Here is a 23,202-nt window from a genome sequence, read left to right on the forward strand (position 1 = left end):
TTACTTACCCTATTCGTCAATGAATGATTTGATTTTTAAACAGCACTTATTAAAAAGGACAATTATGAATTCCAATATACTGCTCATCCCTTTGCTATTACTTGGCCCATTGGCCTGTCAGGCTGATCATTCGGCAGCGCAAAGTAATATAAAACACGCTTCGAAACTAAAAGCCAAAATCACCCGAACCGAATTTGGTATTGCCCATGTTAAAGCTAGCAACTTACGTTCATTAGCTTTTGGTTCTGGGTATGCTCAAGCGCAAGATCATGGCTGTGTGCTTGCCGATAGCTATCTAAGGGTTCGAGGAGAGCGTGCTAAGTATTTTGGAGCTGATCACTATCAAGCTGGTGATAACCGCCATGTAATGTCTGATTACCTATATAAAATTGCTGATATTTATGGGCAGGCTAAGCTCGCTTTTCCGACGTTATCCAAAGATACTCAAGCTGCTGCAGAAGGGTTTGCTGCTGGTTTTAATTTGTATCTCACCGAGGTGCAACAAGGTAAGGCAAGGTTAGAACCAACTTGCCAAGGTGAAAGCTGGGTACAGCCCATAACGGCCGTTGATGTACTTGCTAACATTGCCGCTGCGGGAAGCGGCGCGAGCCTTGGTCAGTTTGCTACCGCAATTTTACAAGCACACCCAGAGCAAGGTAATGCTTGGCTGCCCAGTGCATCAGAACCTATGAAGCTAACCTCGCCGTTAGCTGCAGTCCCTGACGGCGACAAGCTTATGACACAAGGCTCAAATGCCTGGGCTATCGGTGCCGATTTTAGTGATGATGGTAAAGGGATATTAATGGCAAATCCGCATTTTCCCATGACAGGGCAGATGCGTTTTTGGGCCTATCACGCCAATATCCCTGGCGAACTAGATGTGATGGGAGCATCATTGCTGGGCTTTCCGGCGGTAGTGAATATTGGCTTCAATCATAATGTTGCATGGAGCCATACTTACTCAGCATCGACACAAAGTGTGATTTACCGTTTAACATTGGATAGCGCAACCCCACTTGGCTATGTGCTAGATGGTGAATCTAAACGGATTGTGGAAAAGGACATCGTTGTTGAGGTATTGAGTGCATCGGGTGAGATGCAATCTTTACATAAGCCCGTATATAAGGCTGAGGGCGGGATGCTGATTGAAATCCCAGGTGTATTAGATTGGACAGAACAGCACGCGTATATTTTAAAAAATACGAATTTAGATAATTTTGCTGCAATCGATCATTGGCTTGCGATAAATAAAGCGCAAACTTTGCAGGAATTTCAACAAAGTTTTAAAGATCATAATGGTTTAATGTTCAATAACGCGATTTATACAGATAAAGATGGTCACGCATTTTATATTGATGCTGCCAATGTACCGCATTTATCATCAACAGCGCTTCGTTATTTAAATGAGGATGCGTTGGCAAAACAGTATTTTGAAAAGTTTAGAGTACCAGTGCTTCCCGGTGATGATTCCGCTTATTATTATCAGCAAAGTGTACCATACGCAGAAAAGCCTAAGCTTGAACGTAAGGACTATGTGCAAAATGCCAATGATTCATATTGGCTTGCAAATGCTAGTGCCCCTATTGCTGAAGTTTCTCCTCTTTATGGTCAACACAGTGTTTTACAAAGTCGTAGAACGAGATATTCTTTGGCGCAAATAAGTCATCCAATTGGTGACGAGCAAAAATTTGATGCTGATGAAGTCACCGCAATTCTGTTAGCCAATACCGCACAAATCACCCCGATTATTGATACTGTCATCGCAGCGTGCGAGCAAAGCTGGCAAGCCAAAGAGGTTACAGTCAATGGTCAAATTTTTGCATTAGCCCCGACATGCCAAGCTCTTAAAAAGTGGGACGGGCGTTTTGAGCAGTCTTCATTGGCTGCACACTTGGTGAGAGAGTTTGTCGCAAGAGTCAATGACCGAGAAGATTTCGAGGTTAGCTTCAGCCCACAGGATCCAGTAAATACCCCACGAAATATCCGCATCAATGAAGCGCTTTTCAAAGAACTAGCCATTGCTGGAGAAATTGTTCGCCATGCAGGCTTTGCACTGGATGCGCCGCTTGGTGATATACAGTTTTTTGAACAGCACGGGAAGCGCTTTGCTTGGCAGGGAAATATGAATGTTGAAGGTGGACTTAACGTGTTTGCTACGCAAAATCGCCTCGATCAAACGACATTTGCTCCGATTGCAACGCCTTCAGTGATGACGCCGTACAACGATAGACCGCTGTGGAGTGGGTTATCGCAACGAGGCTATGAGTTGCACTTTGGTTCAAGTTGGATGATGGTTGTTGACTTTGATGAGTCAGGGGTGAAGGCGAAAGGCTTGTTAACTTACTCTCAATCACAGCATCCAAACTCGCTCAATGCGAATGATCAAACACAATACTATAGTGAGCAAAATAAACTGGTAGCCCTACCTTTTCGCAAAGCTGAAGTTGCGGCAAAACACGTTTCTACGCAAATCATAAAGCAGTGATAATACGCTGATCATAAAAAGGGGCTTTGCAGCCCCTTTTTATGTTTCAATATATAGCAGTTATATTAGAAGCGATACTTCATGCTTAAGTTATACGCACGAGGTTCACTATACTTTTTAGGAACGAATCCATACGTATCGTAAAACGTTTCATCCGTGAGGTTGCTGACACTCAATTTAAAGCTTAACTGTTTTGAATGATCGTACTTGATATGAGCATTTACTAGCGTTTGACTGTCTTGCTCTGCGCGTACTGCCCCGCGACGACCACCTGCTGGGAGGCCAAGATCAACACCTGGCACACTTAAAATATCTACTTTTCGGTCTGTATCCCATGTTGCATTTAAGCCGAAACTCCACGCTTCATAGGTATATTTAGTGCTAACATTAAGCGTTTGTCTTGGTGCGTATAAGTTGATGTCTTCACCATTTTCATCAACTACATCAAAGTCACTGTAGCCAACATTGACCTGCCAATCTTCTGTAATGTTGGCATCCAATTCGATTTCAAAGCCATCCGCTTCGGCACCATCTACCGGGCGGTATCTTGCAGGTCGCTGATCGGCATATTCTGGAATAACAACGCCAAAGTCTTCCTTCAAGCTGTCAAAGTAAGCCATGTTTAAGCGTAAGCGGTTATCAATTAAGTTGGCTTTAAACCCGACTTCGACATTGCGCGCAGTAATAGGAGTGAGTTGCTTTAAGTTGACGTCGACTTTGTCTAGCTGAGGCTCATACGCATCGGTATAGCTCACATACGTACTGACCTGCTCATTGATGTCATAGACGAGGCCTAGGTATAAGCTTTCCCCAGTTTCGTCACCCTTATCGCTAGAGAATCCACTCCAAGCGAAATCTCGCTCATTGGTGCGCTCGTAATCGAAAAACTTGATACCCGCAATGGCATGTAAATCATCGGTTAGCACGAGCTTACTACTAATCGCTAAGCTTTGCTCTTTAGTTGTCTTATCCCAATAACCAATAAACTGCTTGTCCGTAGCGGTTAAATGTGATGCTGGATGAAGGGTATTATTGATTGATTGCAGCGGATAGAAGATAGTTCTGGCATTTTCATCTAACTCTTCATAACGGTCATCAGTAGACTCAAAGTCAGCGTTTAGATAAGTTACATTCACTTGATGGGCACGGTCAAATAGCTCAAATCGGCCAACCAAGCCTAAAATAAAGTTGGTACCATCAACGGTTTCAATCCAGCGGCGATCACCACCTTGCAAACCAAGTCCGGTTTCTTTATCTGGGTTACCACTGAAATAGGTCATAGTAATGTCAGCTTCCGTTTTGCTGTACTGTGCACCAAAGTTCAGTTCCCAGTCTAAGTTGATTTGATGAGAAAGCTTGAAGTGATAACTTTGATGGGTATTACCATTGTAACTATCCGGAGAAGAGAGGTTGGTTTTTTTATCTACCTCAACAGAAGAACCATCAGAATAAAAAATTGGCAGTCCCCATGGTGATAGTTTTAGCTCATTATCTTGATAGTGCACGGTAAATGACGCTTCGGTATCTTCAGAAAAGTAATGGTGTAGCTGAGTGTAAGCAACGATTTTATTGCTGTTCTCTTTGTCTACGTAACTATCTTTGTCTTCATACGCGAGAATAATACGGCCTGCGAGCGCTTTATCATCGCTAAGAGCGCCTGTGGCGTCAACGTGTGTGCGAACTTTATTCCAAGAACCAAATTCCGCGCCGACTTCAACGAAGCCATCGCGATCGGGTTGTTTGGTAATAACATTCAATGTCGCTGAGGGTTGTCCTGCACCCGCCATTAAGCCAGCCGCACCTCTGAGCACTTCAACACGATCATAGACTATGGTATCTAGACGACTTTCCTGAGGGCCTGCGATAGAAGTCGGTAGGCCGTCTTTAACAAGTGCATTAATTAGATAACCGCGCGAAGTAAACTCGGTATTGTCACCGGCTCCAAACTTATAACGAGAGATACCCGTTGTTTGAACCAGCACATCTTCCAAATCGTCTAGTTCAAAGTCATCCATGTACTGGTGACTTAGCACAGTAACCGATTGAGGTGTTTCCTTGATACTAAGATCTAGGCCAGTAGGGCCTGAATTGCGTTTAATGGGCTGGCCCACAACATCGATCCGCTCAATGTTGTTACTATTTTTTTCAGTGTTGGCCTGAACGTTTGGAGAGAAGTATACCAGTGACAGCATGAGCGTTAATGCTGTTGATTGATGAGCTTTGCTTCGCATGGGTTTTTCCATTCCTGATTTTGTTATTTTGGCAATAATTGAGCGCACTGAGTGCGCTCCCCCAAGGACGAAAAGTCGAAACAAAAATTTAGTAAAAGGAATCATTTTTATTTGCGACTGTTTTTTTCATTTTTTCACTCGTCTACTTGCCAAGTAAAAGTGGCAGTTGCATTGTCCTAAATTGGAGACCGAAAGTGGAAGCACCAACGAGAAAACGCCAACGAAAATCTAGGCTACACTCGACATCAACCCAACAGCTAAATGACTTGATAAAACAAAGGGCAAATACAACTCAAATAAGTTTACCGAGCCGCTCTGAATTGCAGGCTAAAGCGCCGTTAACAGCCGCGCAGCAAAGGCTTTGGTATGCTTGGAAAATTGCACCGAATGATAAAGCTTATAATTTGGCGGGCTCTTTGTATTTCGATGGACAGTTAGATGCTGAGCTGGTGAAGCAAAGCTTTACGGTACTACAGGCTCGCCATGGTGCACTACAAATCCAATTTACTGAAACACTTGAAGGTGTTTTTCAGCAGCAAAATCCTCAGCTGACGTTTGAATTTGTTGCGCTGTCGCAAGCGCAATCTAACCAAGACTTGATCACTGAGGCGCATACGCAAGCAATGCGGCCATTCGACTTGTTGTCGGACCCGTTACTACGTGTGGTATTGAGCACACAAGATAGGCGTTGCGAACTGTTAATTGTAATGCACCATATCATTACCGACGGTACTTCAATGCAAATCTTGTTTGATGAGTTTATAGATGTGTATCAATTGATTGCCCTTAACAAGGAGCCGTCTACTGAGAAAAAAGTCGACTATATTGACTATGCTTTGTGGCAATCCAAGCAAGAAAATAGCGCGAAACTCGAGCAGCAAAAACATAACTGGGTAACACGGTTACCAAAGGGGATAGAAGCAATCACCTTACCGGCAACGGAGTCAGCAAGGCGGTTAGACACCTATACAATGGCGACGCATAGTAGCACTTTATCACAAAGCGTGGCTGAGACGGTTAGCACAGCAGCAGAGCGCTTTGGTACGACGCCTTATCTGGTGATGCTTACAGTCTTCCAAATGACATTACAACGTTATAGTGGTCAACAGGATGTGTTAGTCGGCGTACCCGTTGCAAACCGACATTTAGCCGAAACGTTGGGTGTAATCGGTTTTTTTGTCAATACTCAAGTCAGCGCGCTACGAATTCAAGATAGCGATAGCTTTGCGACACTGATAGCGCAAGCAAAAGATCATCATCACTTCGCGCAATCTAATCAAGATTTACCATTTGAACAGCTTATCGACGCGCTAGCTGTCGAGCGAGTCAATGGCACACATCCGCTCTTTCAGGTGATGTTTAATTATTTACGTCGTGATAAACAAAGTGCCAAAAAGCTAAATAATATCGCGTTAACCCATACCCAAGCGCATCGTTTTACTATGCCGTTTGATTTGCATTTAGACATTATTGATATTCAAGGTGAGGGCGTTCAGTGCCACTTTTATTACGCTAAGGAGCTATATCAAGCGTGTTTTATCGCGCAATTGCAAACTGCATTTTTGTCTGCGCTTATTCACCTTAATGCATTAGCTGCGGTGCCCGTGACACAGGCAAGTTTATGGCAAGGTGATGTTGTGAGTCGATTGCCAAGTGGTCCGCGTGCTCAAGCGCCTGATGATTTACTTATTCAGTTACAGCGATATGGTCATCGGCAGCCAGAAATGATAGCGGTTTCAGGTGCATCAGGGGCGCTCACCTACAAAGAACTGGTGCAGCATAGTGATAAAGTTGCTGCAATACTGCAAGCGCAAGGCCTCAAGCCACAAAGCTTAGTGGGGCTGAGAATGTCCCGTGATATCGCATCATTAGTGTGTATTTTTGGTATCTTAAAAGCAGGAATGGCGTACGTCCCCATTGATGCTTCATTGCCTATATCACGACAGCAGTATCTTGTTGAGAATAGTCAACTTGCATTGGTGGTGAGCGACGTTGAAGCCATACCAGAGATAAGCTGTGAGCAATTGAGCTATCGGCAACTAATGACTAAATCGATCACAGAACGGGTGTGGCCATCACGTGATGGTAAACAACTTGCTTACGTGCTCTATACATCGGGCTCTACGGGGTTACCAAAAGGAGTAGCTGTCACCTTAGCAGGACTAAACAACTACTTAGCGGACGCAAGCTCGCGTTATATGCATGACTGTCAGCGTGCAGTAGTGAGCTCGACCCTGTCTTTTGATGCAACGATCACGAGCTTACTGGTGCCTATCTACGCGGGTAAAAGCGTACAGATGATAAATCAAGATGACGCACTGCTAAATCATGTTGCAGATAGTATTCAACAAGCAACTGAAGATACCTTATTTAAACTCACACCTGCGCACCTTGATGGGCTATTAAGCCTTGGCCGTGACATCATTTCTTCGTGCCATCATTGTTTTGTTATAGGTGGTGATAAGTTGATGTCTGGTACTGTGAGTAAGCTTCGCCGACAGCTAGTCAATAGCCGATTCATTAATGAGTATGGCCCGACAGAAACGGTGGTAGGATGCTCTGCATATACGGTGACGCCCAAGTCGTGTACAGATTATACCGTTCAGCCTATCTCTAATGCGTTAAACAATACCATGCTATTTGTGCTGGATAAGTATCTAAATCATTGTCCCGCCAACGCGGTTGGGGAGCTTTACATTGCTGGGGCAGGGCTTGCTCAAGGTTATGTTGGACGTGCTGATTTGACCGCTGAACGCTTTATTGCGAACCCATTTAGTGATGATGGTAGCCGTTTATATCGCACAGGAGATATTGTCCGCTACGAAGCGGATGGGACTTTGTTATATCTTGGACGCAGTGATAATCAGGTTAAAATTCGTGGTTATCGTATAGAGCTTGCGGAAATAGAAGCGCAGCTTTGCGCGTTGCAAAACATTGATGAAGCAACCGTGATAGTTGATGAAACCGCAAATTCCTCACGCATTATCGGGTATGTTGTGGCCAATGTAATTGACGAGCAGGCAGTGCTTTCTCAATTAGCAAAGCAGCTACCTCAATACATGTTGCCATCCACCATTATCGCTTTAGAGCACTTACCACTTACGGTGAATGGCAAAGTAGATAAAGCGGCACTACCTAAAGTGAATATTCAGGCTGACATCAACTTTGTTGCACCACAAGGAGCAGTGGAGCAATTGGTTGCTGGGTTATGGCAAGCCCAGCTTGGTCTTGATCAAGTGAGTCGACACGATAGCTTTTTTAAACTAGGTGGAGATTCCATTATTGCACTACGCTTTATCGCTGCGCTCAATCAAGCGCTTGGCTACAGCATAGCGCTTAAAACGCTGTTGCTCAGCCCTGTACTGTCGCAGTTTGCAGAGGCGATTGAGTTGGAACAAGGGACTATTACAGCACTCGAAAAAAGGCCAAAGGATCTCCCTGTTGTGGTGTCGCCAGGGCAAAGAAGTTTATGGGTTGCGCATCAGCTTGCAGCAAACAAGGGCCAAGCCATGAGTTACAACATGTTTGGCGGTGTTGATTTACGCGGCCACTTGGATATAGACAAATTACAATACGCTTTAGATAAGTTGGTTGAGCAACAATCTGCGCTGCGGACGCGGTTTGAAGAAATAGAAGGTGAAATTAGGCTAGTGACCGTCGCTCACAATCATATTGTGATTGAACAACAGGATTTAATTGCATTGACTGAGGGTGCAAAAACCCATGCGCTCGCAGAACAACAACAGCAACTGTCAGCGCACCAATTCGACCTTGCAGCACTTCCCCTTATTAAAGTTAAGGCTGTTTGGCTTGCGCCAGACCATCTACGTTTGCTGGTGAATATGCATCATATTATTTCTGATGGTTGGTCCATTGCGATTTTTATTGAGTCGTTGAGTCAATTTTATGGTGATATTGATCAAGTGAAAGGGGCTGAAATTCCCTATGATTATGCTGATTTTGCGTATTGGCAACAGCAGCGTTTACTAAGTGAAGAAGCAACAAAACAACAAAGCTACTGGCGCAATACATTACGTGATGCACCTGCGCTTTCGTTATTTCCTGCGCATAAGCCTTTATCTGAGCAGGCTAGCGATCTGGGAGAAGAAGTGCGAGTGGTGTTATCTGTTGAGCAAAGTGAGCAGCTTAGGGCGTTTGCTAAAGCACAGAATGTTTCTCTAAACTCGGTAATGATGACCGCGTACTTATTGTTCTTACAATTTGTGACCAAACAACAAGACTTAGTGATCGGGACTGATCTGGCTGGCAGAGAAGTACCGGAGTTGGAAGCTATCATAGGTTATTTTGTGAAAGTCCTCCCTGTTAGAACCCAGCTATCTTCAGCCGCCACTATGGAAGAAGTACTGAAAGAAGTGCACCATGCGTTAGCTGTGACGGTGGAACATCAATTGATGAGCTTAGATGAAATAATTAAGCAAGTGAATCCACCCAGAAACCAGTTCAATGCACCGATCCTACAGCAACTATTTGTAATGCAAAATGCGCCAAAGCCAAGTTGGCAAGTAAAGGGTGTTTCATTTTCCCCCGCTGATATTGATTTGCCTAAGTACAGCAAGTTTGCCAATGCGTTATTTGTTACTCCTAATGACGAAATTGAATGTACTTGGTTATATCGAAAAGCGCTTTATGATCAACCTGCTATGGCGGCTTGGCTGGAGCAATGGAGTCAGCTTTTATTATCTCTCACAGCAAAACCAAATACGGTGATTAGCGAGCTCTATCGTTCTATATCATCTGCTACAAACAATAGGCCAAAGCTCAACAAGTTTGCCAAATTTAAATCGCGGTAAGTGATTACTGAGCGATAACGATAAAAGCCAAGTGAGTAGACTTGGCTTTTAAAATGAAAAGTAAATTTCAATAGCGCTATACCGTCTTACTGATACTTTGGCCGCCTCGCGGTGTCAACTTTGAAGATAGGCATGGTGTAAATATGCAAGATGATTTTTTAGCGGATATTGATAGCGATATATTGAGTTTACTGTTAGAGCAAGATGCCAGCGAAGGGATCCCTCACCTATCCGGTCATACCGCAACCTTATCATATTTACAGCAACAGCTTTGGACGCTGCAAGCATTAGATGAGTCGAATACAAGTTATCTTATGCCTGTCGTTTTTGAAGTTCATGGCCAAGTCGATGCCGTCAAGTTAGAGTTGGCGTTACAAGCTGTGATTGCCAATCACGGTGTATTTAGAACGCAATTTATCGCAAATGGTAATGAGCCAACACAAGTTGAGCTGGACAGTGCTGTTTTTTCGTTAGAGCAAGTTCATAGTGATAAATGTAGAGCAAATTATCTGGCGAGCGAAGAATTAAACACTTGGTTAATGACAGCTAATGATTTAACACAAGTGCCGCAACTCAAAGCTCAACTCATCAGTTGCGCCGATCAGTTGCAAATTCTTGCATTAAGTTATCATCACCTCGTTTCTGATGGTTGGTCTAATAACCTGATTTTGGCCGATTTAAAACGCGCCTATCAGGGACTTTCCCTGTCTAAGCCTGCACTACGCTATCTTGATTTTGCACATTGGCAGCGCAGTGAACTGTCCGACGCGCATCCTGCTGTCGGTTTTTGGCAGCATTATTTAAGTGCCCCGCGACAACCAGTTCGATTACACCAGCAGCGTGTCACGTCTAATAAGTTAAGCTCAAAAGGCGCGCGTCAACAATTTATGCTCAATGCGCCGTTAGGTGTGGAGCTTAATGATTTTTGTAAGCGAAATCAGGTCACGCCTTTTGCATCCTTGCTGGCGGTATGGCAGTTATTGTTATCTCGCCACCATGGGAATGATCAATTTGTTGTTGGTGTCCCCAACGCGGGTCGCTCGCAAGAGCAAGTGCAAGACATCGTTGGCTGCTTTATTACCACGCAAGCCTATCGCTGTGAGGCCCATGCTGCCCGATCTTTTATTGATGTTGTGAAACGAATACAAGGACATGCACTTACTTGCACGCAATACAGTGATGTACCGTTTGAATATGTGTTGTCGGTGTTACCAGAGCATCGCGCTGAGCAGTATCAAGGTAGTTTTTTTCAAGTGGGGTTTGATTGTCAACCGCAGTTACAAGGACAACTCAACTTCGCTGATTTCTCGCTAGAACCTGTCGTGGGTGGCAGTACCCAGAGCAAGTTTGCTATTGCACTATCGGTGCAAACTAGCGAGGCCAATATAGCGTGTGAAATTGAGTACGATCTCGCGCAGTTTGATCTCCAATACATACAGACATTACAACGAGAGTTCTGTTTGCTGCTTACCTTAGCACTCGGACATGAAAATGAGACTATTGGTAATTGGATTGATGTGGCCTACGAAAACCAGCGCCCGTATTTGCCTGAAAGTAACGCGAGTAAGGGTAAAACCTTGGCTCACGTTGAAAAGTTAACCCACACCTTGATTCGCCAACAGGCACTTGCCACGCCAACGAATACCGCAATGATTTTTCAAGATCATCACTTTGATTATCAATGGTTAGAAGCACATGCCAACTATATTGCTTCGCAACTTCAAACTGTTGGTGTAAAGGCTGGGGAGGTTGTGGGTATTGCATTGCCAAGGTCGCCTTATTTGGTGGCAAGCTTGCTCGCATGTTTTAAGTCTGGAGTGACCTATTTACCACTGGACGCTAAGCTGCCCGAAGATAAGCTAACTCACATGATAGAAGATAGCGGCTGTGTTTTGATATTGGGCGAGCAATTGCACTTAACATCGCTTCCTTTGATAGCAGAAGACGCATTAGTTTGCTCGGATACCTCTGATTGGTTTGCACAAGACTTAGCTATTGACGTCCATCCTGAGCATATTGCTTATCTTAACTACACCTCTGGCTCGACGGGTCAAGCGAAAGGGGTGGCGGTAGCACATGGGGCGCTTAGCCGTTATATATTTACGGCAGCTGATTTTATCAATCTTTCGCAACAAGATGTGGTTTTACAGTTTGCTACGGCGAACTTTGATGCCTTTGTTGAGCAGGTCTTTCCAACCTTGGTGGTTGGCGCTGCACTGGTTATTCGAGACGATAGCTTGTGGGATGCACAACAATTATTTGAGCAGGCCAGTAAACATCGCATCAGTGTTATGGACTTAAGTGCCGCTTATTGGCGCCAAGTAGCTGAAGATTGGTGTTATTTAATGCCCAAGCACAATTGGCGCTTACCGGCTTTACGACAGGTGCATTCCGGTGGCGAAGCCATGTCAAAACAAGCTATTAGCGCTTGGCGACAAGCTGGCTTGGCAGACGTAAAATTGGTCAATACCTATGGACCCACCGAAATTGTGGTGGAGGCCGCAATCTTTGATTGTACTAATCTCGATGTTGCGCATATCGACTCTGTTCCAATTGGGACTGCTATTGCAGAGCGTAAACTCTATGTACTAGATGCAGAGCAGAACTTGGTACCACAAGGGCAAGCGGGTGAGCTCTATATTGGAGGCGATATTCTGGCTCAGGGTTACGTTGGCCGAGCCGGCCAAACTGCTGCAAGCTTTGTGGCTGACCCATTTAGTGATTCAGGTAAGCGTTTATATCGCACTGGAGATTTAGTGAGATGGAACGAACACGCGCAACTTGAGTTTATTGGTCGAGTCGATAACCAAGTCAAAATTCGTGGTTTCCGGGTCGAAATTGAAGAAGTAGAGCTTAAATTACGTGCGATGGCAGGCGTAAGTGATGTGGCTGTTGTTGCTCAGCAGCATGCAGGAACAACTAGGTTACTCGCTTATCTCTGTTCACATAGAACGGCACAAGACATTCAAGCCGATACCAGAGCGGCGCTACCCGAATACATGGTTCCTGCAGTATTTACACTAATGGATAGCCTGCCGCTGAACGCCAATGGCAAAGTGGATCGTTCAGCTTTACCAGCACCCAAGCACCAAGAGCAAACGCAAATCACGGCCTGTGTTGGTGAGGCTGAACAATCGATCGCTGCAATCTGGTGCAAATTATTTAATCTGGAGCAAATAGGCCGAGATGATAACTTTTTTGCCCTCGGTGGCGACTCGATAATTTGCCTACAAATGGTGTCTTTGTGTCGTCAAGCTGGCTGGGAAGTATCACCTGGAGATGTGTTTGAAGCGCAAACCATAGCGGGTGTTGCGGCTCTTGCCGTCCAGTTAACTGAGCCAAATCCGAGCGACGTGGAAGAAGTTAAAGGGCAGGCGCCACTTTTGCCTATTCAGCAGGCCTTTTTTGAGCAGCGAGAGCATGCACCACATCACTACAACCAAGCGGTTATGTTACGCTTGGAGCAAGCGTTGGATTGGCGTGTACTCCAGCAAGTGATAGGTCGACTCATTCAGCATCATGACGCCCTAAGGCTAACATTTAGCAAGGACGGTCAAGGTGATTGGCAACAATCTTTTGGTGATTATCATGAGTCGATACTGGCGCAGGTTTTTACAATGCATCAAGTGGAGTGTGAGCAGATCACTACGCTGGCAGAAGAAATACAAGCAAGCTTGAATATTCAAGATGGGCCTTTGATGCGTGCGGCTGTGATGACAGTAGCCGACGGCAGCTATCGTGTTTTGCTGGTGATTCATCACTTGGTGATTGATGGCGTGTCTTGGCGCATTGTGTTGGATGATTTAGCAACCGGCTATGAGCAGTTGCTGAATTCTGCAGATTGGCAGCTACCAGCCAAGTCGAGCAGTGTGAAAAAGTGGGCGGAAGCGCTACAGCACTATGCTGAAGCGTTTGCTGATGAAGCTAATTTTTGGCATATGCAAACCGCATCTCCTTTACCTTTCCCTTATCAGGATGCGGACGCAAGTGCAGTTGAAGCTAACGTAGCAACCGCAGAACATCAATGTTCTGTCGAACTCACAACACAGTTACTGACCCAAGCAAGTCGGCCATATCGCACTCAAGTTAATGACTTATTATTAAGTGCGCTGAGCGAAGCGGTGTATCGCTGGTTAGGAAAAGATGAATATGTGCTCCACTTGGAAGGACATGGTCGAGAGCCTTGGCAATCAGAGATTGATTTGAGTCGCACGGTGGGTTGGTTTACCGCTATGTTCCCGCTGAAACTATCGCGCCGCGGTAACTGGCTCGACACGATCACTGGCACAAAAGAGGCTTTGCGTAGGATCCCAAATAAAGGAATTGGCTATGGCGCACTTAAGTATGGCAATTCCGCCACACCTACACACTCGCCAGAAATTGCGGATATAGAATTTAACTATTTAGGTCAGTTAGACAATAACTTTACCAGTGATGGTATATGGCAACCCGCCCTAGAGTCTACAGGGGCAAGCCATAATGGCTTGGCAGAGGTGACGAGTGAGCTGGCGATACAAGCACAGGTCTTAGGAGGGCAGCTCCAGATCCGCGCAAGTTTTGTTGAGGCTAGACTGAGCGCAGGCGCAGTGAATGATTTTATGAGATTGTTCCAGCAATGCTTGGAGGAGTTGGTAAGCCACTGCGAAACAGCCACCGCAAAACTAAGTCGGTCTGATGTGCCACTAGCACAACTCTCGGACGACACATTACGGCAGTTAGATGCTGAGAAAATCAGCAAAGTTTATCCTCTTTCAGCGATGCAAGAAGGCATGCTTTTCCACGCTTTGTACAGTGACAATAGTGCTTACATAAATCAAATGCAGTTCGCTGTAACCGGTTTAGATATAGACGCATTTAGCGCAGCTTGGCAACGAGTAACAGATCGCCATGATGCGTTAAGAACGGGCTTGCTCACTCAGGTCACGCCGCCACATCAATATGTTGTTACATCACATCAGGCTGATATCACGGTACTTGACTGGTCTATGAAAAACCGAGATGTACAGACTGAACTTGGTCAGCTGGCAAAGCGACAAGTGGCATCAGGCTTTAATTTAGAAAAAGACATTGGCTTTAACCGTGTGGTTATCGTTCGGCTCAATGCCACGCAATACAGAGTTATTTGGACCAATCACCATTTATTCACTGACGGCTGGAGTGCTTCTCGAATGATGGGCGAACTACTGAGTGCCTATCAAGGACAAGCTCTGACGGCTGTAACTGGTCAGTACGACAGTTATATTGCGTTTTTGCAAGCACAAGACCAAGTGCAGAATAGCCGTTATTGGCAACAGCAGTTACAACTATTGAGTGAGCCTTGCTCGCTGTTCAATCAAGCGGAAAAATCGCATATAGAAGAAAATCAAGCCGGTCAAACAAGCAGGATTATTGACTCCACACAGACCGAAACCCTCCTGTCTTTTTGTCGTCGCCAGCAGATCACGGTAAACACGTTGATCCAAGCCGCATGGTCATTGGTATTGAAAACCGCTCTCGGACGCAATGCCGTATGTTTTGGCTCGGTGACCTCAGGGCGACCACCGCAGCTTCCCCAAAGTGATAGCATGCTCGGTTTGTTTATCAATACGTTGCCGACCATAGTAACGCTGGAGCCAGAATTGCCCGTTGGACAATGGTTGCAGCAGCTACAACGCCAAAGCATGGCTGCACGTGAGCATGAATATACTCCCTTAAGTGATGTTCAAAAATGGGCAAGAGAAGGTGGATTGGACTGCCCAAGTGGATTATTCGATACATTGGTTGTCTTTGAAAACTACCCGATAGCGGAGGCACTTCAGCAAGCTGATAAGGAATCCACGCAATTCGAGCTTGTGGCTAGCCGCGAAGAGACGGATTACCCACTGACGGTATCGATTTCACAGCAAGAGACCATCGACATTGCTTTTCACTACCAACTCGCAGCATTAAATAATGTTGAGGCAAAGCACTTACTTGAGCGCTTTGTGCTTATTATTTCGCAGCTGGCGCAAGGGGTGAAGCAGCCGCTTGGCAATATAACCGCATTGAGTGCGGAGCAGGAAAAGGCATTACTTGAACTTGGTGATCCCCGAAGCAGGCAGGAAACACAAAAAGTCGATATTATTGAGTACTTATACCAGCAAGCTGAGCTGCATCAGCATAGTGCACGGATCCACTTTGAAGACCAGTCACTAAGTTATCAGGCTCTGTTGGCACATAGCGAAAAGATAGCCGATGGTCTCCAACGCCAAGGGATCCGCCGTGAAGATCGCGTTGCATTATTAATGAGGACAGGACTCGATACGCTCGCAAGTATCTTAGCCATTTGGCAGCTTGGTGCAATATACGTCCCTCTTGATTCCGACTCTCCAGATTCCCGTCTGCATGATATCCTTGCAGTGAGTGAACCGCGACTGGTGCTATATCAAGGGAAAGGGCTTGAGCACTGTGCTGTTGAGCAAATTTCTCTCAGCAGTATCATAAATCTAGCGAGCCACGCTAAGCGAGAAGTATCTATACAGCATCCACAGCAATTGGCATATCTGGTGTTTACCTCAGGCTCTACTGGCAAACCAAAAGGGGTTGCGGTCACACGAGCAGCTCTATTGAGCCATTGTTTGGCAATAGCCGATGCTTATCAATACAAGGCCGCCGATCATGCTTTAGCATTTGCTTCATTGGGCTTTGATGCTGGGCTTGAGCAGGTTTTTGTGCCGTTGTTAATGGGTGCCCAACTCACTATGGTGAATGGTAAAACGCTATTACCAGAGCAGTGTAGCGAACTCATCACAGCCAAGCAGATCAATATCGTTGACTTACCACGCGGCTATTTACAGCACTTGCCGCATCTTGATGCGGTTCGCTTGTGCATTGTGGGTGGCGAGGCTTGGCCTGTGCAAGAGCTACTTCAATGGCGTCAGCGTGCACCTAACACACAATTTATCAATGCTTATGGGCCAACAGAAACAGTGATCACGCCGACCATTTGGCAAGACGATAACACTTCATTGCTCGACAGTGTTTATGTGCCGATTGGTTCAGTCGTTGGCGAGCGTCATGCCTACGTGTTGAGTGAAGAGCTTAACCTTACGCCGCAAGGTGGAATTGGTGAGTTGTACATTGCAGGTACGTTGGCACAAGGTTATTTTGCTAGAGCGGATTTAACCGCAGAGCGCTTTATCGCAAACCCATTTAGCGATAAAGGCGAGCGTTTATATCGTACAGGTGATCTGGTGCGTTGGGGCAAGCAAGGCGAACTTGTTTATCACGGGCGTGCGGATCAACAAGTTAAAGTACGCGGTTATCGAATTGAATTGGCTGAAATCGAAAAGCAAATCACGGCAATGCCTAGCGTAAATAGTGCACTGGTCCGTCTGCAAGAAACTCAGCAAGGGGCACAGCTAGTTGCTTATGTGATAGGAGAGGATCTGGATCTCAATGCGCTGCAAACACAAGCTCAGCAGAGGTTACCTGATTATATGCAACCGGCTCATTGGTTTGCATTGGCCCAATTTCCGTTGACTATAAACGGAAAAATAGATGTAAAAGCGTTACCTCAGCCCTCACGGCAAGCAAGCCAGACTGAAAGCCATGCAATGAACACTCACGAAAAGCAACTGGCGGCGATTTGGCAGGCGTTATTAGGCGTTGAAGCATCATCCCATAGCCAGTTTTTCCATGCGGGTGGGGATTCTATTCTAGCTATGAGGTTGACCTCGCAAATCAATCAAACATTTGGGTTGAATCTAGGGGTCAGGGAAATCTTTGAACATAGTGAATTTACCGCGTTGGCACAATATATCACTGAGCAGCATCAAGCGAATAGGGAGGCTGAAGCGATTGCACTACAAGCACTGCCTTTCGAGCAGCTAGTGCCCGTATCGGCGGAGCAGCGTAGTATCTGGATCACGGACAAATTAAGTGAAGAAAAAGATAAAGCGGCTTATAACATCACTACGAGTGTGAATCTCTTTGGTGAGCTTGACGTGGTAAGCCTGCAGCAAGCATTTACTCAGTTACTGGCATGGCATCGTACGTTCAGTTATCGCTTTATTGAGCAAGAAGGAGATGTGGTTGCGCTTTACAGTGAGGAAAATGAACTGAATTGGCAGTTCGTGAAACTGACTGATAGTTTAGAGCAAAATACGCAAGCGGCGACCGAGTTGCGTCAACACTTCGAGCGTACACCGTTTGATTTAGCACAAGATGTTTTACTACGAGTGTTGCTGGTCGAAATTGCGGATAAACACTATCAGTTAACCATTAACATGCATCACATCGTCAGTGATGGGTGGTCTATGGGTAACCTGGTGCAGCAGGTTGGTGAGTTTTATTTGGCACAGGTTGAGAAACGCGAAACTGTTTTACCTGCGCTACAAGTTCAATATAGTGATTATGCTAAGTGGCAGCAGCTGCGCTTGGCAAGTGATGAGGCGCGCGAGGTTGCTCAGTATTGGCGCACTCAATTGGCCGATGCACCTGTGCAAACCCTGATCCCTCTACATTCACCGCGTCCTGAAAATAGCGATACAAAAGGTGAAGTCATCGACTTTACCATCGTGGCTGAGGTGCGCCAAGCCATCGAGCAGTTAGCGCAACATCAGCAGTGTTCTGTCTTTAGTGTACTACTGGCAAGTTATGCTGCATGGTTATATGAAATGACTGGGCAGCAAGATTTAGTGCTAGGCACTGATCTGTCGGGACGAGAACATGCCGATCTAGAACCTTTGATCGGATATTTTATTAGGGTACTTCCATTGCGTATCCGCCTTACTGGCGCTATGGGCTTTGCTGAGCTGTGTGCGCATGTTCAACACACCTTACTCGATGTACAAAGCAATCAGTTGTTTACCTTAGATGGCGTGATTAATGAGGTAGGCGTACAAAGAACTGCGGGGTTGTCGCCATTATTCCAACAGCTTTTTGTAATGCAAAATACGCCAAAGCCGGATTGGCCAATTGAAGGGCTCAATATGGAAGGGCTCTCCTCTACAGATACATCGAGCAAGTTTGACTCAGCAATCTTTATTGATGCTCAAAATAGCGCTTATCAAGGTCGTTGTTATTACAAGAGCGGACTATATCGACGAGATAAAATGCAAGTTGCACTGGATAGATGGCTAGCGTTGCTTGGGCAGTTAGTGCAACAGCCCGCACTAAGCTTAGCGACGTTCAGACCGCAAATTAGCAAACAAGCGAGTCAGAATAAGTTTAAATCAACGAAGTTTGCAAAGTTAAAGAAGTAGCGAACTCCAGATCATAACCAGTTTAACTATCTGTATAAAAATGAGGTGCGAGATGCACCTCATTTTTGATTCAAATCAAGTAAATCTTCTACTTTGTAGTAAAGAAAATAATTTGTCTTACGTCATATCGCTAAGCAGACCAACTCAAGGTAGCAGGGCGATGTTCTATTGGAGGTCCGATAGTTCATTACCGCGGATTGGTATGAGTCTATGACAGGAGAAAACGATGACGTCCACTGTGCGAAAAGGTAAATTTTCATCACTTAAAAAAGGGGTAAAACCCGCAGCTAGCGCTACTCAGGCTGCAACTTCTACGACATTTTTCCCAGGAGCCGAAGGGTTTCCTGCGGTGATCCAACCAACCAGTAAAGATTTAGACCCGTACATTTGGGCTGAAGCAAATCGAGATTTTATAGAAACTAACTTGCTGAAATATTCAGGGTTGGTCTTCCGTGGTTTTGGCCTAAAAACACCGCAGGACTTTGAGCAATTTGCCAGTGCGATCCAACCTGGGCTTTATGGTAACTATGGTGATCTGCCCAAAAAAGAGGGCGGTAAGAAGACGTATAAATCGACTCCCTACCCTGAAAACAAAATGATCCTTTATCACAACGAGAGCTCTCACTTAGAGCAGTGGCCTCGTAAACAGTGGTTTTTTTGTGAACTACCTTCACCTGTTGGCGGTACAACCCCGATTGTCGATTGTCGTCGCATGTTATCTGTGTTGCCAAGTGAGTTGGTTAAGAAAATTGAAGAAAAAGGCCTGCTCTATCTTCGCAATTTCCACAAAAGTGTGGATGTAAGTTGGCAACACTTCTATAAGACCGATAGCAAAATTGAGGTGGAAGAGCGACTCCGCGCAGCAGGTATTGAATACAGCTGGTTAGAAAACGATGGCTTACAAACCAAAACTAAAACTCATGGTGTAATAGTCCATCCGCTTACGAAAGAAAGGTCGTTCTTTAACCAAGTTCAATTACATCATATCGCCTGTTTGGAGCCAGAGGTTAAAGAAAGTCTAATTGAACTGGTAGGTGAGCAAAGATTACCTAGGCATGTCTACTTTGGCGATGGAAGCGCGATTAGTGAGGAAGAAATGGCGATTATTGGCGCCGCATACGAAACCTGTGCCGTTCGCTTTGACTGGCAGCAAGGAGATGTCGTGATGCTAGATAATATGCTTGCTGCACACGCAAGAGATCCATTCGAGGGTCCACGAAAAATCGTTGTTGCGATGGGGGACATCTATACGCAACAAGAGTTACAACACGCAAATAACGTACAGTAAAAGGTAGTGTATCTTATGATCCAAGAATATATCTCTGCTTATCCACAAGGTATTTCACTGAGTGCGCAGCAGCAAAACCAAGGTAATTCATTAGAGCCACTGGCTTTTAATAGTACGCTCTTACGGCTGGATTTTCAGTATAGCGCTGAGCAGCTACAGGCAAGATTAAACGAAGTAATTGATGACAATATTGTACTAAGTTTTGCATTTGCTGAAGTTCCAGGTTTTCGTGGGTTAAGGCAGTTACCTCAAGAGGTCGCCAAACCAGTGGTTGAGTCAGTGACGCTAGAATCGAGCACCAGCATCAACTTAGCAACATTAGATAGTTTATATCCGCTGTCGTTAAACCCGGCATCGGGTCAGAATCTACAAGTAATAAGAGTCGCTCATCAAGACGAGGTTTACCTTTTGGTGCGCACGCATGCGCTATGTGTTGATCTTGCGAGTACTGAAAACATTGCGCAACGATTGCTAGCGCCGAACGTTGAGCGTGAGGAAAGTGTTCAATATCCAGATTTTCTCGCTTGGCTTGAAGAGCTGACCAGCAGTGAAGAATCACTTCAGGGTAAAGCCTATTGGCAGCAATATATTAGTCAACTTAGCACGGCAAAAGATCACTTCGCGTTGCCTTATCATAAGGCCCCTGAGCAAGGTACATTACAACGCTTGCAATGCGTTGATGATGACTTACCACAAGCGGTTGCTGACGGCATTACAGCGCTGGCACAACAGTTAGAAGTCGAAGCCGAAAGTGTGTATTTGTCGCTTTGGTGGTTGTTATTAGCACGTATTTCGGGGCAAAGCTTTATAACTAATATTGGCTATGATCCTCGCAGAATGAGTGAAGACCTAGCTGATGCGCTTGGAGTTTATACCCAAGCACTACCTGTTCAAGTACCTGTGGCTGCGATGCAAGTATTGAAGGAATGGATAGGTCAGTTTGCTTTCACGCTAGAGCAACATAATGAGTGGGCTGAATGTTTTGAAAGCCCTGAGGGCTTAGCAACAAGTAGCGTGATGACTCAGTTTGCTTCTACACTTGCGAGTGTTGAAGCCACAGCAGTGACGGCTGATAACGCCGAATTGAGTTTAACCATTGCTGATGACCGCGTTAGGTTGCAATTTAATAGTGCTGCGTATTCTCATCAAGCTGCTACCTTGTTACTGGAGCAATTTGTGTATTTACTCGCTCAGGCACCGCAAAAGTTGGCGACTCCAGTGAGTGAAATTTCATTAGTTACGCCATTGGAGCAGCAGCGTTTTGTTGAATTGAATGCCGATAAAGGGGTAACAGCCTCTCATATCTTTGAACAGCTCGATTATTTTGCTGATGCTAAAAGTGAGCATGTGGCTTTGGTCGATGGCGCGCATGCTCTGAGCTATAACCAGCTAGTGACTTTAGTTAATAAATTGGCTCAATCATTACAAGCTCAAGGTATAAAGCAGGGTGATATTGTGCTGTTATCACTGCCTAGAGGTTGGCAGCAGGTTGTTACGCTGTTGGCCGTGATGCGAGCTGGTGCAGCATATTGCCCTATCGACCCGAGTTGGCCAGAAGCGCGTAAGCAGCGTGTACTGGAAGCTGCTAGTGCCACACTTCATATTAATGAGCAAAATATTGAGCAGTTACTACTTGATGCACAACAACTTGAGCTTGATGCGGGTGTCTTACCTGAAATAAGCTTGGATAACACCGCCTATGTTCTATTTACGTCGGGTTCGACGGGGGTACCAAAAGGCGTGGCGATTGCACATCGACAACTGGCGCAGTACTGTGCGGCCTCATCCCATGCTTTAGGCTTACAAGAGAATCAACGCTTTGGCTTAACGTCGACCGTAGCGGCTGATATTGGCAATACAACATTGTTTAATGCGTTTTACAACGGTGCAAGTTTAGTTGTAGCGAATGAGCAAGAAATGCTTGATGGTGAGGCATTTGGTCGCTTTGTGGCAGATCAAGACGTTGATTGCGTAAAAATAGTACCTTCTCACTTGCAAGCGTTACTAGAAGTCGTACCGGCGCGTCTTCCAAGTAAATTGATCCTTGGTGGGGAAGCGGCAAAACCTGCGTTGATCCAAAAAGTGCATAAACTTGCCCCACAGGCACAGGTATTTAATCACTACGGCCCAACTGAAACGACGGTCGGTGTAATGTCACACCAATACGAAAATAATGCGCGCTTTGATGCTGCGGTACCTAGATTAAGTCATGTTTTCTCTGGCACTCAAATTTTTATCTTAGACTCCCAAGATGCACTGTGTGCTACTGGTGAGCAGGGTGAACTTTGTATCGCTGGTCAGCAATTGTCTCCCGGCTACATCAACGTGGGGTCCGATGATGCGTTTGTAAATAACAGTCAGTGGGCTGAGCGACTCTATCGAACTGGGGATCTTGCTCGTTATCTACCGGATGGATCCATTAGCTTGTCTGGTCGTAAAGATGACCAAGTTCAGATCCGTGGATTCAGGGTGGAACCTAATGAGGTGGCACAGTCAATTTCTCAGCACTTGGAAAGTATCGATTGCTTTGTTGCTGTACAACATTATGGTAATGAGGCTGTATTGGTTGCCTTTCTTACTCAGTATCTGGACAAACAAACTACCCCAGCTGAGCTGCTTACAGGACAAGACAATTTAGCGCTGCAAACGCAGCTACGTGACGTGTTGCCTGATGCAATGGTACCGGCATTCTTTGTCAGCATAGCTGAGCTGCCTTTATTGGCTAACGGTAAAGTGGACCGCCAAGGTCTACCTAAGATTGCCGATCTTACACTGTCTACCTATGTAGCCCCGAATAGTCAGTTGGAAACCTTGCTGGCGTCAACACTGGCGAAGATTTTAGAAGTGGAACGAGTCAGCTGTGATGCGAGCTTCTTTGATTTGGGTGGTCATTCGCTATCAGCCATCAAATTTGCGACGCGGATTAAGAAATTACTATTACTCAACGTTGAGCCTGGTGTGGTCTTTGACAATCCAAGTATTCAATCTTTGGCGCAAGCACTAAATAACTTAAGTGGCGATCCGTCTAGATTGGAGAAATTAGCATTGACGCAAATCAAACTGGCAACGCTGACCCCTGAGCAGCAAGCGGCATTGCGTGAAAAAATGGGTCTGAAAGCCACATAGATATCAAAGTGAAAGCGTAGCTTTCGATTATCTTTAG

Annotated in this window: 6 protein-coding genes; 5 read left to right on the forward strand and 1 reads right to left on the reverse strand. The window is 45.4% G+C overall.

Annotated features, from left to right (window positions below):
- The first annotated feature begins 64 nt into the window (after positions 1-64).
- On the forward strand, positions 65-2,485 hold the full coding sequence (locus tag EXT48_RS00455) for a penicillin acylase family protein (protein WP_130163284.1): 2,421 nt from the start codon (positions 65-67) through the stop codon (positions 2,483-2,485).
- A 65-nt stretch (positions 2,486-2,550) separates the two neighbouring features.
- Here EXT48_RS00455 and EXT48_RS00460 read toward each other — a convergent pair whose 3' ends face one another.
- The gene (locus EXT48_RS00460; RefSeq protein WP_130163285.1) at positions 2,551-4,716 is read right to left on the reverse strand and encodes a TonB-dependent siderophore receptor; all 2,166 of its coding nucleotides are present in this window, start codon (positions 4,714-4,716) and stop codon (positions 2,551-2,553) included.
- Between the two features lie 194 nt (positions 4,717-4,910).
- On the opposite strand from EXT48_RS00460, the gene EXT48_RS00465 reads away from it, so the two are divergent.
- The 4 genes from EXT48_RS00465 to EXT48_RS00480 all read left to right on the forward strand — a co-directional run bounded on the left by EXT48_RS00465 (position 4,911) and on the right by EXT48_RS00480 (position 23,165).
- The gene (locus tag EXT48_RS00465) at positions 4,911-9,527 is read left to right on the forward strand and encodes a non-ribosomal peptide synthetase (protein ID WP_130163286.1); all 4,617 of its coding nucleotides are present in this window, start codon (positions 4,911-4,913) and stop codon (positions 9,525-9,527) included.
- Positions 9,528-9,670: 143 nt separating this feature from the next.
- On the forward strand, positions 9,671-18,751 hold the full coding sequence (locus EXT48_RS00470; RefSeq protein WP_130163287.1) for a non-ribosomal peptide synthetase: 9,081 nt from the start codon (positions 9,671-9,673) through the stop codon (positions 18,749-18,751).
- A 226-nt stretch (positions 18,752-18,977) separates the two neighbouring features.
- A complete protein-coding gene (locus EXT48_RS00475) occupies positions 18,978-20,039 on the forward strand; it encodes a TauD/TfdA family dioxygenase (protein ID WP_130163288.1) in 1,062 nt (353 codons plus the stop codon).
- A 15-nt stretch (positions 20,040-20,054) separates the two neighbouring features.
- On the forward strand, positions 20,055-23,165 hold the full coding sequence (locus EXT48_RS00480; RefSeq protein ID WP_130163289.1) for an amino acid adenylation domain-containing protein: 3,111 nt from the start codon (positions 20,055-20,057) through the stop codon (positions 23,163-23,165).
- Positions 23,166-23,202 lie beyond the last annotated feature (37 nt).

It is taken from the genome of Pseudoalteromonas sp. CO348 (genome assembly GCF_004208845.1).
Taxonomy (GTDB): Bacteria; Pseudomonadota; Gammaproteobacteria; order Enterobacterales; family Alteromonadaceae; genus Pseudoalteromonas; species Pseudoalteromonas maricaloris.

Excerpts from the sequence above, each read along its gene's own strand:
- EXT48_RS00455 (WP_130163284.1), top strand. The coding sequence starts at position 65 with ATGAATTCCAATATACTGCTCATCCCTTTGCTATTACTTGGCCCATTG.
- EXT48_RS00470 (WP_130163287.1), top strand. The coding sequence starts at position 9,671 with ATGCAAGATGATTTTTTAGCGGATATTGATAGCGATATATTGAGTTTA.
- EXT48_RS00480 (WP_130163289.1), top strand. The coding sequence starts at position 20,055 with ATGATCCAAGAATATATCTCTGCTTATCCACAAGGTATTTCACTGAGT.
- EXT48_RS00475 (WP_130163288.1), top strand. The coding sequence starts at position 18,978 with ATGACGTCCACTGTGCGAAAAGGTAAATTTTCATCACTTAAAAAAGGG.
- EXT48_RS00460 (WP_130163285.1), bottom strand. The coding sequence starts at position 4,716 with ATGCGAAGCAAAGCTCATCAATCAACAGCATTAACGCTCATGCTGTCA.